This window comes from Flavobacterium sp. UBA7680 (assembly GCF_002482975.1).
In the GTDB taxonomy this organism is placed as follows: Bacteria; Bacteroidota; Bacteroidia; order Flavobacteriales; family Flavobacteriaceae; genus Flavobacterium.
Genome location: NZ_DLHA01000061.1, coordinates 19,357 through 35,203, shown reverse-complemented (window position 1 = coordinate 35,203; position 15,847 = coordinate 19,357). Strand labels below are relative to the sequence as shown.

At 33.8% G+C, this 15,847-nt stretch carries 12 protein-coding genes; 7 read left to right on the top strand and 5 right to left on the bottom strand.

Features of this window, described 5'->3' with window-relative positions; translation table 11 throughout:
- Positions 1-41: 41 nt before the first annotated feature.
- Complete coding sequence (locus tag B3C18_RS25600) at positions 42-1,793, top strand: CocE/NonD family hydrolase (protein WP_291153655.1); 1,752 nt, start codon at positions 42-44, stop codon at positions 1,791-1,793.
- A 14-nt stretch (positions 1,794-1,807) separates the two neighbouring features.
- Here the strand turns inward: B3C18_RS25600 and B3C18_RS25595 are convergent, their stop codons facing one another.
- Genes B3C18_RS25595 through B3C18_RS25585 form a run of 3 tightly spaced genes read right to left on the bottom strand, consistent with a single transcriptional unit; the run spans position 1,808 to position 6,718 of the window.
- Entirely contained in the window at positions 1,808-4,525 is a 2,718-nt protein-coding gene (locus B3C18_RS25595) for an AAA family ATPase (protein ID WP_291153652.1), read from the bottom strand.
- Positions 4,526-4,529: 4 nt separating this feature from the next.
- Positions 4,530-6,290, bottom strand: a complete 1,761-nt coding sequence (locus B3C18_RS25590) for a hypothetical protein (RefSeq protein WP_291153648.1) — start codon at positions 6,288-6,290, stop codon at positions 4,530-4,532.
- A gap of 8 nt (positions 6,291-6,298) precedes the next feature.
- Complete coding sequence (locus B3C18_RS25585; protein WP_291153645.1) at positions 6,299-6,718, bottom strand: GPW/gp25 family protein; 420 nt, start codon at positions 6,716-6,718, stop codon at positions 6,299-6,301.
- A gap of 148 nt (positions 6,719-6,866) precedes the next feature.
- On the opposite strand from B3C18_RS25585, the gene B3C18_RS25580 reads away from it, so the two are divergent.
- Together B3C18_RS25580 and B3C18_RS25575 are read left to right on the top strand one after the other, a co-directional pair.
- Positions 6,867-7,322 (top strand): type VI secretion system contractile sheath small subunit, encoded by a 456-nt coding sequence (locus B3C18_RS25580; protein ID WP_291153642.1) that lies wholly within the window; start codon positions 6,867-6,869, stop codon positions 7,320-7,322.
- Positions 7,323-7,324: 2 nt separating this feature from the next.
- Positions 7,325-8,695, top strand: coding sequence for a DUF5458 family protein (locus B3C18_RS25575; RefSeq protein ID WP_291153638.1), 1,371 nt, complete (start codon positions 7,325-7,327; stop codon positions 8,693-8,695).
- A 51-nt stretch (positions 8,696-8,746) separates the two neighbouring features.
- Here the strand turns inward: B3C18_RS25575 and B3C18_RS25570 are convergent, their stop codons facing one another.
- Positions 8,747-9,850, bottom strand: a complete 1,104-nt coding sequence (locus B3C18_RS25570; RefSeq protein ID WP_291153635.1) for a fatty acid desaturase family protein — start codon at positions 9,848-9,850, stop codon at positions 8,747-8,749.
- Between the two features lie 297 nt (positions 9,851-10,147).
- On the opposite strand from B3C18_RS25570, the gene B3C18_RS25565 reads away from it, so the two are divergent.
- Together B3C18_RS25565 and B3C18_RS25560 are read left to right on the top strand one after the other, a co-directional pair.
- Entirely contained in the window at positions 10,148-11,923 is a 1,776-nt protein-coding gene (locus B3C18_RS25565; RefSeq protein WP_291153632.1) for a glycoside hydrolase family 9 protein, read from the top strand.
- Positions 11,924-11,950: 27 nt separating this feature from the next.
- Entirely contained in the window at positions 11,951-12,718 is a 768-nt protein-coding gene (locus B3C18_RS25560) for a ThuA domain-containing protein (protein ID WP_291153629.1), read from the top strand.
- 13 nt (positions 12,719-12,731) lie between these two features.
- On the opposite strand, the gene B3C18_RS25555 is transcribed toward B3C18_RS25560, so the two are convergent.
- Positions 12,732-13,553, bottom strand: a complete 822-nt coding sequence (locus B3C18_RS25555; RefSeq protein ID WP_291153626.1) for a phospholipase A — start codon at positions 13,551-13,553, stop codon at positions 12,732-12,734.
- Positions 13,554-13,811: 258 nt separating this feature from the next.
- Here B3C18_RS25555 and B3C18_RS25550 point away from each other — a divergent pair, with 258 nt between their 5' ends.
- Together B3C18_RS25550 and B3C18_RS25545 are read left to right on the top strand one after the other, a co-directional pair.
- Positions 13,812-14,318 (top strand): hypothetical protein, encoded by a 507-nt coding sequence (locus tag B3C18_RS25550; RefSeq protein WP_291153624.1) that lies wholly within the window; start codon positions 13,812-13,814, stop codon positions 14,316-14,318.
- 79 nt (positions 14,319-14,397) lie between these two features.
- Positions 14,398-15,834, top strand: a complete 1,437-nt coding sequence (locus B3C18_RS25545) for a Dyp-type peroxidase (protein WP_291153621.1) — start codon at positions 14,398-14,400, stop codon at positions 15,832-15,834.
- Positions 15,835-15,847 lie beyond the last annotated feature (13 nt).

The window sequence follows — 15,847 nt, the reverse complement described above, 5'->3', positions numbered from 1 at the left end:
TAAATTTATAATTAAATTCGTTTAACTAAAAAACTTACAAAATGATGAGTAGGAAAGCATTGTTTTTATTTCTGAGTTTATTTTTTACAATCTGCGGGGTTTCTGCCCAACAGACAAAAGCCACAAAATTAGCAAGTAACGAAAGTGATTACGATATTCAGGACAGTGTTTCGGTTACAACACGAGACGGTGCGATATTATCTGCAATGGTTGCCAGAAAAAAGAATGATACCGATGCAAAACCTGTAATTCTACAATACACTATTTATGTTCGGGACAAAGGCAGAGATCTTAAAACGATAAAAGAATCTGTTGATAAGGGATATACAGGCGTTATTGTTTATTCGCGTGGAAAGCGTTTCAGCCCAAACGAAATTGATCCGTATGAAAATGAAGCCAGCGATGCTTATGACGCAATAGACTGGATCAGCAAACAAAAATGGTGTAACGGAAGCGTTGGAATGTATGGCGGAAGTTATAACGGTTTTACACAATGGGCGGCTTGTAAAAAGATGCATCCGGCGCTTAAAACAATTGTTCCTTACGTTGCCAACAGACCCGGAATGGGATTGCCAATGGAAAATAATGTTTTTGTAAACCCAAACTATGAATGGGCGTTTTATGTGGGAAACAATAAATATCTTGATACGGTTACCAATAATAACAGGCCTCGTTTTAGAGGATTAAAGTTTAGATGGTGGGAAGCCGGAACAGCATATAAAACATTAGACAGTATTGACGGTGAGCCAAACCGATGGTTTCAAAAATGGATAAAACATCCGTCATTTGATGATTATTGGCAAAAAATGGCGCCTTATAAAAATGATTTTTCGCAAATTAATATTCCTGTTTTAGCTTTTGATGGTTATTATAATGATTCTCAAAACTCTAGTTTATATTATTTGAAAGAACTTCAAAAGTACAGTCCGAAAACGCCTTTTTATCTTGTAATTGGACCTTATGGACATTTTGGAACTCAAATAGGCGGCGAAGCCATTTTAAATGATTACAAAGTTGACTCCAATGCTTTAATCGATATTAAAAAAATTACCTATCAATGGTTTGATTTTATTTTGAAAAAAGGCACTAAACCTGAAATTTTAAAAGATAAAATCAATTACGAAGTTATGGGTGCGAATGAATGGAAAAGTGCTCCCTCATTTGAAAAAATGCACAATGGTTTCCTGACTTTCTATTTAACAGCAAATAAATCCGGAGATTTCCACTTAGCCGATTCTCAAAAACCTAAAAAAAAAGAATTCCTATCGCAGGAAGTTGATTTTGCAGACCGACAAACGAGCAATAACAATTATTATCCCAGCCCGATTATTCAAAAAGAAGTCAGCAAATATGATGGCTACTTTTTTATAAGTGAACCATTAAAAGAACCTTTAATTGTAAATGGGTCTTTTTGGGGAGAAATCAAATGCAACATCAACAAAAAAGATATGGATCTGGGCGTAACACTTTATGAGGTTACTCCAAATGGCGAATATTTTCATTTATCGTATTACATAGGCCGCGCCAGTTATGCAAAAGATATTGAAAAAAGACAGCTTTTAGAGCCTAATAAAATAGAAACAATTTCCTTTACCAATACGCATTTCGTGAGTAAACAACTAAGTAAAGGAAGCCGTTTATTGGTTTCTGTGAATGTAAATAAAAATCCTTTTTCACAGTTAAATTATGGAACTGGAAAAGAAGTAAGTGATGAAACTATTCTGGACGCAAAAGTACCTTTGCAAATAAAATGGTATAATGATAGTTTTGTGAAAATTCCTGTTTTGAAATGAATCAAATTTTAAAATTATTCCTTTTTTAAGGCATACCAGCCAAAAGCCCGTAATCTAACTTTAAAAAAGGAATCTGGCAGGAGTTTATCGAGTTTTTCCCATGCGGCTTCTACAAGTTCGTCGGCTTCTTGTCTGCAGGCTTCAATGGCACCGCAATCTTGCAGTAAATGAATTACAGAAGCTATTACCGCTCTGTCTGTTGGCAGTGTCTGAATGGTTTCCCATACATATTCGCGCTGATTTAAAGGCATTAAACCCATCGCTTTTGCCACCGGCATGGTTATTTTTCCGGCTGTAATATCTTCTCCTTTATCTTTAAGATTATTTTCATACCCTTGCAAATTCAGTACATCATCCATTATTTGGTACGCCACACCAATTGCTTCTAAAAAACTGCTAAGCGCCTCTATTTCTTCAGGAGTTCCTGCAATTGGTCTTGCACCGTATTTTTTAGAAAATCCTTTATTCGTTAAATATTCTAAAGCATTGTCTGATAAATCAAATGAAATATTTTTTATGTTTATTAACTGTTCCTGAAGACGGTTCAGGTGTAGTTTAAAAATCGCTTTGGCCACTTCTATATTGATAGGAGCAAAGGGCACAACTTCTGTCAAACGTCCTAAAAATTCAGGTCTAAAATGCTGACTCATTATTTCAATCAATTGATTGGAAGTTGGCAGATGACCGCTTTCTATTTGCTCCTGAATCCATTGACTGCCTATGTTCGATGTAAATATTATTATAGCATTAGAAAAATCACCTTCTCTCCCTAGTTTATCATGAACTTTTCCTTCGTCCATAATTTGTAAAAACACATCATAAACAGAGGCATGTGCCTTTTCGATTTCATCAAATAGTACAACAGAATAAGGTTTCTGCCTGATTTTATTGACCAGCATCCCTCCTTCTTCATAACCTACATAACCTGGAGGAGCACCGTATAATAATGCGGCTGAATGTTCTTCTTTAAACTCTGACATATCAAATCGGATCATAGCATTTTCATCATCAAAAAGAAGTTCTGCTAATGATTTAGTTAATTCTGTTTTTCCGGTTCCCGTTGGACCTAGAAAAAAGAAAGACCCTATGGGCTGTTTAGGATTGCTCAAACCGCTTCGGGATTCAATAATGGCTTCTGAAAGTGTTTTTATGGCATGCGACTGCCCTTTTACTCTTTGTTGTAATTTGTCTTCAATGGTGAGCAATTTTTCTTTTTCGCCTGCACTTATTTTTCCTAATGGAATTCCTGTAGCATTAGAAACAACGGCTAAAATTTCTGATTTTGTAACTTCTGTTATTTTTTCTTTGGCTATTGCTTCAATATTTGCAGCTAATTTTTCGATATCAGCATATGTTACTACTTCATTTTTAGAAGTTTTTGACTTTTCGGCTGTTTCAGTTTTGCTAGTTACAATGCAGCTTATTCGGTTGTATATATCTTTTTTTAATAAACTTATTTTTGATTCATCCACAGGATCGCATTCTTTTATCTCTTCTTGTATTTTTACAATTTCAACAAGCGAATTTGCATTAGAAACAACAACAGAAGAAGCTGTTCTGTCTAACAAATCAATAGCTCCATAAGGCAGTTTTTTTTCTTTATAAAACCTTTTTGACAAATGCATCGCTTCATAGATTACCTCTTTGTTTATGGCAATTTTATAATGTTTTTCTAATTTATTTTTATAGATATCCAAACATTCGAGTAATAAAGTATGGTCTAATTCTTCTATAAAAATATTTTCAAACTTGCCATTAATAGCCGTTCCTTCAATTGATTTTCTGTAGGAATCAGAATCAATTGAGCCAATAATATTGATGTTTCCTTCTGTTAGCTGTGTGTTTATAATATTGATTACAGCATTTGATTTTGAGTTTGAAGAATTTAACAATACTTGTATATCATCAATAAAAAGAATGCTTTTTCCGTTTTTGGCTACACTCTCAAAAATTTCAATCAGCTTTTTTGAAATTTCATTTTCGCTGGCACAATTGGCTGTAAGTTTGGCTGAATTTAAAGACAATACAAGTGTCTGCTCAAAAAAGTTAGGATCTGTTTCATGCAAATGATAAATGAGATTTTTGATGATGCTGGTTTTTCCAATACCAGACTCACCAATCAGTAAAATACCATGATTTTCATAGCGCTCTATGTTTTCAAGAATTAACCTTACTTCTTTATTTCTGCCTATAATACTGCTTCCTTCTTCAATGATATTTTTTTTGTATAAAGTATCGCAGTAATTAATTTCTATCGTTTGTTCTTCTCCATCCTCAACCAGACTAAAGCTTTTTTGTGTATTGCGCAGACCAAAATGCTTTAAAAGCTCTTTATTGCTTAAGTTTAGTCCCTCGATTTGTTTATCACTATAAACTAATCCGGGTTTAATAATGGCTATAAATACACAAAATGCGTCGATATAATCAGAGCCTAATCTAATTTTATTGAAATTTGATTCGGTAAAAACATGTTCAACTTCAGTATCAGCTGTTAGGTTATTATCATTGTTTTGAGAAGAAGTATAAACTTCTTTTCGCACATCAAACCATTCTCTTATATAATCAATATCTTTTGAAAGCGTTTTTAAAACTTCTGCTAATCCTGTTGGTTCAAATAATAATGCATAAGCCAAATGCGCAACACCATATGTACTGTGTCCATCTTGTATAGCTAATGATTTTGCAGATTTAATTGCAGATAATAAGCTTGGACTATAATCTAATTCGTTCATAAGTTTAGTTAATTGTAATTTGAAATGGAATATTCATAACAGATTGTTTTTCTAATGTCTCTTTTAAAAACAGTCCTATTTTTTGCTTATTTTCAATTTCCAACACATATTTTTCCTGTAAAATAATGTTGATATCAATAGTTCTAAATACTCCTTGTTTTCGTTGATTACTAATTCCTGCACCATCCGTTATTAAAATTTCTTTGGTAATATTTCTTAAATGATATTGAACCGCAGCTTTTATATCTTGTTTGGTTACCAACCGTTCGCGGGCTAAAAAACCATATCGAAGATTAATTAGTTTTTCGGCAGTATTGTTTCTGTAAATTCCTCCCAGCGAATTGGTTACAAAAGCAGTAGCGTCCTGAACCAGTTCTGATAAAACGGCTGGTTTTAAGACGGTTCCTTTTCTTATATTATTAGCACTCTGCCCGTTTGACGTCCAATACGAACAATACAAAATTTTAGATTTTTCGGTTTCATGAATTAAGGCAAACACATCTTCTTCTTGATTTATCTGACTATAATTATTGCTGATTTTATTTTCAATTGAATTAATTTCTTCATTAATTTTAGTCATGGTTGCATCAATATAATCGGCATTGATACTCGAAAAAGTACTAATATCCTCTCTTAAGGCACGGGCTAGTTTTTTAAGGAAAAACTTAGCATTTCGTGAGTCATAATTTTCCAGTCCGCCATAAAAAAGAGTAAAAGTGTTTGAACTGAGAAAATTAGGCTGCTTTATACCATTGATAAAGTGTATATTTTTTTCGTTATAAATCTTCATAACGTCTAGAAAATGAGTATTTCTTTCAGCCTTCATTGGAAAGAGTCTTCCTTCGATCTGAGCATTATGAACGCGGTGATTTATTTTTCTATTGATAACTGGAAAAGTGTTAATCTTTATTTGGATTTTATCCAGTTCTTCTTTAGAAAAAATTTCAGGAAATATAAATTCCAGCCAAATTAATTTAGTGTTTTTTGTACCTGATTTTATATCTTCTTTATCGATTTGAAATCTGTCTAACAGAGATTCATATTTTAAATTTTCTGCATGAAGTTTTACTTTATAAATAAAATTTTTATAAAACGATTTTATGGTTTCACTATAATGTTTATTATCCTCAACTTCATTAAATGTTTCATTTTCGACTTCAAGAATATTTCCATCAGCATCTTTGACCGTTACAAACTTCAAAAAGGAATCTAATGCTGAATTGTTCGTTATAAATGTAAATTTCAACGAATTGAGTTTTTCCAGATTTTCTTTAGAAATATCTAACCCTACGCATATGCGATGCTCAGCAATTTTATGTTTTGGAGAAAGATATATGACATTCTTTAAAGAATCTTTTAAAAATGAGTCATGTATTTGAAAACTAATTTCACCTTCAATAATATTTTCATTAGTAAATGGTGTAAAATAAATATCAGTATCAAGAGTATTGACCACACCTGTTTTTACTACAAATTCAGTGTCGTTTTTTAATTGTGCAATGCCATTTGCAGCTGTTGTACTTACTAAAGCATGAGCCGGCATTGGCAGGTTCCATTGACTTGGTACAACTTCCTGAGCAATACGTTCAATAATTTTTCCGTCAGATTCTATTCCTTCCTGATACAAATAATAAATTTCATGAATAAAAACATCTAACAGCATCATTACTAATGGGTCTGCTCTGTTTATATCTTCAATTTCCCAAATTTCCAGACACTTCTTTTGTATGCGGTTTTTTATTTCGATAAACTTGATATCATTCATGGCTTATATTATTGAGAAATTGGGCTTATATTTAATTTTGTGTGAAAGTTAAAAGGCATTAAACTTTCTATAATTTGTCCTTTTACGATGATATCTGCTTTTCTTCTGATGCTGGAACGCAACTCTTTATCATCGATTTCATCTAAAGAAACTGCAACTTCTTCCAGAATTAATCTTTTCTCATATTGAGAGATGGATTCCTGCAGTGATTTTTGAACCAAATTCTCCCAGTCTCTTTTTCTAATATGCTGGTTAAATTCTAAATCCCATATGATTGTACCGTATTTTGGGGTTTCGGGTATTTCTCCAAAAGAAGTTGTCACGATCATCATTATATTATAAGCAATAGACTCTTCGATCTTACAAAAATTCTCCTGCGAACCTTTAAGCAGCGATTTAAAATTGATGGGATATTTTAGGTATTTCATTCTTAAAATTTCTATAATGGCATCTGAGCCGCTTCAAAACTCGTTTTTCATGTCATTACAAAATCATAATAAAAAACTTACAAAACAATATTATTTGAAAGTATTTTTTTACTATTTTTACAAAATTAACGAATAATCTTATAAAATTATGAGCATGTTTAATTACGGTATTGGTGGAAATGAAGTAAAAGTTGATGCTAATGAAGCAATTTTAGAAATTCCATCTAACAGAACATTATTAATTCAGAAACTTACAAATGAGCAGCCTGTTGCTCCTGAAGCCGTATATGATCTTCATACGGTAGAAGCGGTTTTTGAAAAATTTAAGCCTAGTGTAGATTTAGAATTTACGACTGAAGACGGTTCAGATTTAAATGAATCGATGACATTTAAAAATTTAGGAGATTTTGGTGCAAAATCAATTAAAGAAAACAGCCCTTTTTTAAACAAATTAAGCACAGAGAAAGATCAGGCTTACAAAATTGTAAGACAGCTTTCCAGCAACAGAGCTTTAATAAAAGCTATTCAGGATCCGGCTGTTAAAGATGCAATTATAGAATTGCTTGAAAATGCAAAAAGTGAAATCAATAACAACAAACAATAAATATGGCTACTTCTCAAACTAAAGAACAAAAAAACCAAGTTTCATCAACAGAACAATTGGTGCACCAATCTCCTGCTAGTAAGATAAATGTATTAAACGAATACGGAGGTTTTGCCTTTTTAGAAAACATTATTGATGGTTTGTCAAATTTAAACCCTACAAGAAAAGCCAGAAAAAACATTTTTCTTAATGATGTGCAATGGGAAAGTGAAAGAACAAACCTTACCAACAAACTCGACTTGTGGCTGGAGTTATTAAAAGGCAATAATTCTGTTGAATCAATGATTGAAGTGGCCGATGCAAAAGCTACTGCTGCAAATCAAACTTTAAACAGAAATTTAAAATATGCTCTTAATATTTCGAGAGAATTAGAAACATCATACAGAAGTATTGCTTTATTCTACAAGAATACGGAAAGCGATAAAATTAAAAATGTTACCATCTTAAATGCCGATATATCGCAATTGAAAGATTTAGATAACACATTGTTCTTTGATTATGTTTCTAATGAATTAAAACAGAATTTTGACCGATTAGATTTAAGAAAAAACTATTCTATCCTTTCTGTACCAGGCTATTTAGGATCTAATGCTGTTTTAGATAAATGGTCTAAAATAGCGCACGATAACAAAGCGGTTTTATTGACTGATTTTCAAGATCTTGAAACACCAGATGATGTTATAGATATTTTCTTTAATGCCAACCACACAGGCGGTGATGTATATAAATCAAATACAATCATGACTTGTAATTATTTATTAGGAAGAAGTAAATATGATGAAGTTGGAGAAGAAGATAATTTATATGTTCCGCCATCAACTTCATTGGCAGGAAAAATATACAGAACTTTAATGTCTCAGGTTGTAGCAGGTAAAAAATTTGGAGGCCTAAATGAAGTAGAAAATGTTCGTTTTGATTTGAAAAAAAGCGAAATTTCGGAACTTGAAAAAATGGGTCTTGTACCAATGGTAAACGAATACAGTAAAATTATGGCTTTCTCTGCTAAAACATTATTTAACGGAGACAACTTAGGTTTACAAACATATTCTGTAGTTAGGGTATTTGACCATATTACAAAAGTACTCTTTGATTTCTTAAACAGAAGAGCTTTTGAAAACTGGACTACAAGAACAGAAGCTGATTTAAGAAGCCAGATTATTAAGTTCTTAGACGGAATTAAAGGGCCTTCAAATCTTATTGAAAAATTTACTGTGATGAAAATTGAGCAGGATAAAACTCAAAAAGACAGAATCTTATTAGATATTCATATTACGCCTTATTTCCCGGCTAAAAGTTTCGTGATTCAATTAGACGGACATAAAGGAGATGGTCCGGAAGAAGCTGTATGGCATAGTGACTACAAACAAGTATAATAATACTTCATTTTTATTTAACCCCAAAAAATCATTTTTGGGGTTATTTTTTTAAATCTCTCCCGTCATTAAAATATTTTCCTTAACACCTTTATTTTTCAGCATCCTGAAATGCGAGCGAACCGCATGATAAAAAGGATAGGAAGTATACGGAAGATTATATTCTTCGGCATATTTTATTATGATTGGCGTAATATAGGGGTAATAAGTATGACCAACACCCGGAAAAAGATGATGCGCCACATGATGCGTAAAACCTCCGTATAAAAAATTGGCAAGTTTGCTGTTAGTACTAAAATCTTTGGTTACAATCATTTGATGTAAAGCCCAGGTCGCTGAGAGATTTCCGTCTTCGTCTGTTCCTGGAAAATTAGCGTCTTCATCAACATGCGTAGAAACTAATGCTACAACTCCTAAAACGCTTCCGGATAAATGCATGGCAAACCATCCTGATAAAACTAAATACCAAGGCTGATTAAGCAAAATCATCGGAATAAAAAGGATATAAAACAGGTTAATGATTTTTGCAGTAAATAATAAAAATAGCTGCTTTCGCGGAATGTTGTCCACAATCTTTTTGACATAATTGTTTTTCGTTCCAAAAAAATCTTTAAAATCCCGAATGTAAATCCAGTTTAAACTATAAAACGGATAAATGAACCACATATAAATGTGCTGGTATTTATGATATTTAAGCACAGGACTGTTTGGAAAAATCCTGATAATATCGCTTTGCTTGATATCAATATCCCAATCGGGAACGTTTGGGTAAGCATGATGCAGATTAATATGGCGGCGCATCCAGAGCCAATGATTGCTTCCAAAAAGTTCTAAAACATACAAAAACCATTCGTTGTGTTTTGCTTTTTTAAATAAAGCTCCGTGTGCAGCGTCATGAAAGGCATTTATAAAAAGCACAATCATGGTAAAACCACACAGAATATAAAAAAGGAAAAGTAAAGGCGTGCTGTTTCCAAAAAACAAAATACCGCCATAAAATAAAAAAAACAAAACCAAAAGACCTAAGGACTTTACAACATTTAAAAGGTACAATGATGAATTTTGCAATACCGTTTCGGTGACTTCGTTGCGCATTTTTCTAAAAAAATCATCAGTACCAGCTCTAAGATAAACCGGGCGTTTTAATTTTTCCATAATCACTATTGCTAGAAATTGTCATATCAAATTTAATAAAAAAAGTTAAAACTCACGATTTCAAAACATTACAAACAAAATAAATGACAGAAGTTTTTCCATGAGAAATTATATCTCAGTTTATTGTTTGTAATAAAAAGCACATCAAATACACATCATTTTTATCTTGATTTTACTTACAATCGCAGTAAAAATAAGTTTACCAAAGTATTCTTGACTTTATTAATGAAATTTAGAAGAAAAGAAAAGCCATATAAACTTTCACTTTTTTGTAATTTGCTTTATAAAAAATAAACTATGCTAAAACGCAATCAACAACTAAGATATCTCATAATAGTGCTGTTTCTTTCTGTAATGGCTTATAGTAAAACCATAATCTATGTAAATCAGGTTGGTTTTGATCCGAAAAGCCCCAAAATAGCCATTATAGCATATCCTGGTAATCCTCCTGAAAATCTATCTTTTAATATCGTTGATACTCAAACGCGTAAAACCGTATTTACGGCATTAGTAGGAAAACCGCAAAATGTGGACGACTGGAAGCTTGATGAAAAGTTTTATAAGGCTGATTTCTCCTCTTTTCAAAAACCGGGAACTTATAAAATCACTTTTCAAATTGCAGATCAAATTTATACTTCTGCCAGTTTTTCGATTGAAGAAAATATACTGGCAAAACGAGTTATTTCTTCGATTGTTCATTATTACAATAAACAAAGAGCCAATACGCCCGAAGAACTCGAAGCCGACAAAAACATAATTTTATACGGCAGTACAAAAACAGCAGATGTTCGCGGCGGATGGTGCGACGCCTCTGGCGATGTTAGTAAATATTTTTCGCATTTGGCTTATGCTAATTTTGTATCTCCGCAGCAAACGGCTTTAGTAACTTGGTCGCTTATTAATACTTCTGAAACAATTCCGAAACAGTTGACGCAATGGAAAATAAAAGATTCGCTAGATAATGAAGCCATTTGGGGAGCAGATTATATGATGCGCTGTTTATCAAATGAGGACTATTTTTACATGATTGTTTTTAGTTATTTTGATAAAAATCCTGCTGCCCGAAGAATTGTAGGTTTAAAGGCAAATAGTGTTACTACAGACGAATATCAAAGTGCTTTTCGCGAAGGCGCAGGAATGGCAATTGCTTCATTAGCCAGAATTTCACAATGGAAAAAAAACGGTGATTTTACCTCTCAACAATATTTAGATGGAGCAAAACGTGCTTATGCGCATCTTTTAGTAAATAATACTAAATATGATGATGACGGAAAAGAAAATATTATTGATGATTATTGCGCTTTAATGGCGGCAACGGAATTATGGATTGCGACCAACGATAATTTCTATAAAGACGAAGCCAGAAAATGGGCGCACAATCTCGAAAACCGAATGACCGATCAAGGCTGGTTTAGAAGTAATGACGGAAATCGTCCGTTTTGGCATGCTGCAGATGCAGGTTTACCAATAGTTTCACTGACAAGATATCTGAAAAAAGAAACCGACAGCAACGAGATAAAGAAGGCTAAAAATGTTATCAAAAAGGCTTTAGAATATAATTTAGCCGTTACCAATAATGTAGAAAATCCGTTTGGTTATGCACGCCAAAGTTTCTTGTTTAATGGCAAAGTTCAAGATGGCTTTTTTATTCCGCATGATAATGAAACCGGCTGGTGGTGGCAGGGAGAAAACGCCCGATTAGCATCGCTGGCTACAGCGGCAATTGAAGGCGGAAAAGTAGTTGCTGTAAAAAATAATGGGGCTGAGAAAAAACCGCTTGATTTATATGCTTCGCAGCAATTATCATGGATTTTAGGCTGCAATCCGTATTCAGTATGTTTTTTATATGAATTTGGAGAAACCAATGTTCCGTACATGCATTCTAATTATGGTCACGGATCTGAAAAGGGCGGCATTTCTAACGGAATTACGGGTAAAGAAGGAAATCCAGACGGCTCCGGAATTGATTTTAAAATGGATGTTGACGGCAATGATGAATGGCGCTGGACAGAACAATGGATTCCGCATTCAGCGTGGTTTTTACAGGCCATTACAGCTTTGGCAGACAAATAAAATTTAGATAAAAAATTCAATTATTAGATGAAAAATATTCTAATCCTATTTATAACAATCTTCGTTTTTCAGGTAGATTGTACCGCTCAGAAATCAAAAAAATCAAAATTCAAAGTTTTGGTTTTGTATGAAAACGGCGGGCATCATTTGGCCTTTTCTAAAGCTGCAAAACCTTGGCTTAATAAACTGGCAGCCGACAGCAGTTTTACTATTGATTACATTGAAAACACGACAAAAATTAATGATGCTTTTTTAAAACAATATAAGGTTTTTATTCAGCTGGATTATCCTCCATATACCTGGAGCGAGGAATCTATGAAAGCATTTGAAAAATACATGAACGATGGCAAAGGCGGATTGGTTGGTTTGCATCACGCTACTTTACTGGGCGAATTTGACGGTTACCCAATGTGGAAATGGTTTTCTGATTTTATGGGCGGAATACGTTTTGAAAATTACATTGCCACTTTTGCAAATGCGAAAGTAAATATTGAAGATAAATCGCATCCGGTAACTAAAGGAATTTCATCTGAATTTTTGATCAAAAAAGAAGAATGGTATACTTATGATAAAAGTCCTCGCCCAAATGTTCATGTATTGGCTTCGGTAGATGAAACTACGTATGAACCTGATTCCAAAATAAAAATGGGAGACCATCCGGTTGTCTGGACAAACGATCATTTTAAATCCCGAAATGTTTATATTTTCATGGGACATTCTCCTGAATTGTTTGAAAATGAAGCTTACACTACTCTTTTAAGAAACTCTATTTTTTGGGCAGCGAGTAAAAAATGATAATTCTTTTGCTTTAAAAAATTCCCATATTTTCAGGTTTAATCGTAAAGCCTAAACGCACCATACTTTTGTGTTCCTGATAATCAATTAAACTTTCGGTAAAACCTACAAACCATTGCAGCGTGAGATAATAATTTTCATGTTTAAATGGTTTCCAGTTTACCTGTGTCTGCAAAGATCCGTAATTGATAAGACCGCTGCCTTTTCTAAACAAAATATCGGCACTCCAGCGTCCGGGTTGTATTTGATACGTTGCGCTGGCTTCGCCGTAACCCACATATTTGGTCAGTTCGGGATTATCTTCTTTATCAACAAGCGGAATCCAACCTCTGATTCCGACTGTCCATCGTGGAGAAACCTGTGATTTTAAGGAAAAAGCAAGCATATTCCAGGTTCTGGAATAAATAGAATCTCTTCCGTTTGATTCGTGTTCTAAGGAAATTGTTCCGTAAGTTAATCTTCCTCCTTTTAAATAAAACGGACGTACAACGGCAAAACCGGGATTAAAATTGATTTCAGAAAATGGTTTTGAGTTGGCGTAAATATCCCAAAATGCTTTTTGAGTGTACATCAAATAAGGAAAAAAACCGCCTACCCAGGGTTTTGATGTTAATCGCAGTTTAAAACTGATCTGGTATTTTACGTCGGCAGAATTGCGGGTAATTGCTTCATTTACGGGTACTCCCGTTAAAAAATAATTGTCTCTGTGAACAGAAAAACTGGATTCTTTCAACAGTGAATCTGCGGCGCGGAAATTCTTTTTTTCTTCTACAATTTGTGAATTGGTTTTGATCGAAAATAAAATCAACCAAAGGAATAGGTATTTCGAATACATTCTTAGATTTTAAGTTGGGGCTTATTTTAAACTTTTACTTTAATTAATTCTTAAATGTACATTCCTCAAATGGATGATATTAACGCAATCAAAACAAGAGTTAACTCAATAACTTTCGATTAAAAAACTATTCTAAACTTCTTACATATTCTTAAAATTATCCTCTTTTATGACTGATAATTTCCGCTTGGTGTCATTTTTTCCTAATGCGTTTTATATCTCGATTAATTTCGGTTTCAATCAACTAAATTACCCGCGATGCTGAAAACGGGAACAAAGAGTAAGCAAAATCCAAAAACAGAATCTATTATGCCAACCGCAAATCCATTAACCATGTATGTTCCTATTTATCAAACTGATGAAGCACAGGCAACAGCACAAGCAGCTTATCAAAATTTTAATAATAAATTGACTAAGGCTGCTTTAGATAAATTGGCAATTGTGCATTATGCCAGAATTGCTCTTGTACCAAATACTGACGGAAAAGGTATTGCCGGAATTTTAGTTATTACAGAATTTGACGGAAATATGAATTCGTACTTAAAGACTTTTTACGATAATTCGCCTACTATTAAGGCTGCTTTTATTGGTGTTATTAGTTTATGGGCTAATAAACCAAAAGATTTTCCAACTGACCCTAAAGATATTACGTTTACAATTTTCTCTAATTTCATTAACGAGCGTAATGTAAGCCAGGTTAAAGATCTTTACGCTGCTTATCCACAATCGGTAAAGCAAATTGTGGCTAAATTTTCTAAAAAATAAGAAATAAGAAAAAGTATAAACAATAACAGCTGTGTCATTAGATTCGGCTGTTTTTTTCTTTAATTAAAAACTTAATCTTATGAATTATACACAAACACCTCAAACTGCAACACCAGAATTAAGCGATATACAAGGGCTTATTATAAATGGTTATACGCATCCGTGTTCTGTACATATGCTTTTTAAATTTGATAAGGGCATTTCTAATTTGAAGTATATTCAGGGATTTTTTAAGGATTTGCTTCCGTATCTGCAAAGTGCAGAAGACTGGGGCGCCTTAAAGCCGGAAATCATGCTGAATATTGGTCTTAGTGCTGACGGAATTGGTATTGTAAAACCAAATCTCGATGTACCAAACTCCAGTTTTCCTTCTACATTTAAAACAGGTCCCCAAGATGTAAATAGTGCGCAGGTATCTCTGGGAGATGTGGGTACGAAGGGTTCTCCTGATAAATGGTGGAATAAAAAATTTACCAATGATGATATCCATTGTGTTGTGCATGTTTATGCCATGAACCCAACTGCACAGGAAAAAATTGTAGGCATTGTAAATGATGCTGCCTTGAAAAGTAACGGAATGGTTAAGGAGCTAAAACCATTAAAATCAAAAAGCGGGAGGTTAGAGCAATATTTGTTAGTCCCGTCAGATTATATTCATTTTAGTTACCGCGATTCGATTGATGAACCTAATTTGAATGATAATCCTGCGGGCAATGACCAGCAAGACCTCAACAACTTTTTGATAGGTTACAGCACGCTTCCAAATCCTACTCCGGGTCCTCTTTCCGGCCCTGAAGCTGCGTTTGCTAAAAACGGCTGTTATAATGCGTTTAGAATTCTTTATCAGGATGTTGATGCATTTAATAAGTTTCTTGATACACAGTCTAAAGCAATTGCACCAAAAATTAAAAACACGCCGGAGTATGCAGCTGAATGGCTTGCGGCAAAAATGTGCGGAAGATGGAGAAATGGTTCTCCGCTGGTACTTTCGCCAGACAAACCAGAACATGATACTTCTAAAGCTACTGATTTTGGTTATTTAAAAGATGATATGCAAGGGCTTAAATGTCCGTTTTCTGCACATACCAGAGTAGCAAATCCGCGTGATGAAGGAGTGGATGCCGCAAGTTCAGGTATTGTGCCGCGTATTATAAGACGAGGAATGCCGTATGGTCCGCCTTTTTCACTTGATCCTAAAGCAGACCGCGGGTTGATAGGTTTATTTCTTTGCGGAGATATAAGCAGTCAGTTTGAAACGCTTTACAGCTGGATTAACCAGAATAATTTTAGTGATGTTTTTGATCCTGCAGCAAACACGCCTCAAGATCCTTTAGTTGCTAATCGTATTACGCCTTTACCTGACAATATTGATCCTGATTTTACGATTCCTATGGAAGATGGAAACAACATTGTTATTGATGGGCCACTGCCTCAATTTGTTGTGACACGCGGAACGGCATATTTGCTTCTTCCTTCTATTTCGGCACTTACTGCAATAGCAAATGGCGAAGCGTAAATAATTAGTTAAA

Excerpts from the sequence above, each read along its gene's own strand:
- B3C18_RS25575 (WP_291153638.1), top strand. The coding sequence starts at position 7,325 with ATGGCTACTTCTCAAACTAAAGAACAAAAAAACCAAGTTTCATCAACA.
- B3C18_RS25555 (WP_291153626.1), bottom strand. The coding sequence starts at position 13,553 with ATGTATTCGAAATACCTATTCCTTTGGTTGATTTTATTTTCGATCAAA.
- B3C18_RS25570 (WP_291153635.1), bottom strand. The coding sequence starts at position 9,850 with ATGGAAAAATTAAAACGCCCGGTTTATCTTAGAGCTGGTACTGATGAT.
- B3C18_RS25590 (WP_291153648.1), bottom strand. The coding sequence starts at position 6,290 with ATGAATGATATCAAGTTTATCGAAATAAAAAACCGCATACAAAAGAAG.
- B3C18_RS25600 (WP_291153655.1), top strand. The coding sequence starts at position 42 with ATGATGAGTAGGAAAGCATTGTTTTTATTTCTGAGTTTATTTTTTACA.
- B3C18_RS25580 (WP_291153642.1), top strand. The coding sequence starts at position 6,867 with ATGAGCATGTTTAATTACGGTATTGGTGGAAATGAAGTAAAAGTTGAT.
- B3C18_RS25565 (WP_291153632.1), top strand. The coding sequence starts at position 10,148 with ATGCTAAAACGCAATCAACAACTAAGATATCTCATAATAGTGCTGTTT.
- B3C18_RS25550 (WP_291153624.1), top strand. The coding sequence starts at position 13,812 with ATGCTGAAAACGGGAACAAAGAGTAAGCAAAATCCAAAAACAGAATCT.
- B3C18_RS25560 (WP_291153629.1), top strand. The coding sequence starts at position 11,951 with ATGAAAAATATTCTAATCCTATTTATAACAATCTTCGTTTTTCAGGTA.
- B3C18_RS25545 (WP_291153621.1), top strand. The coding sequence starts at position 14,398 with ATGAATTATACACAAACACCTCAAACTGCAACACCAGAATTAAGCGAT.
- B3C18_RS25585 (WP_291153645.1), bottom strand. The coding sequence starts at position 6,718 with ATGAAATACCTAAAATATCCCATCAATTTTAAATCGCTGCTTAAAGGT.
- B3C18_RS25595 (WP_291153652.1), bottom strand. The coding sequence starts at position 4,525 with ATGAACGAATTAGATTATAGTCCAAGCTTATTATCTGCAATTAAATCT.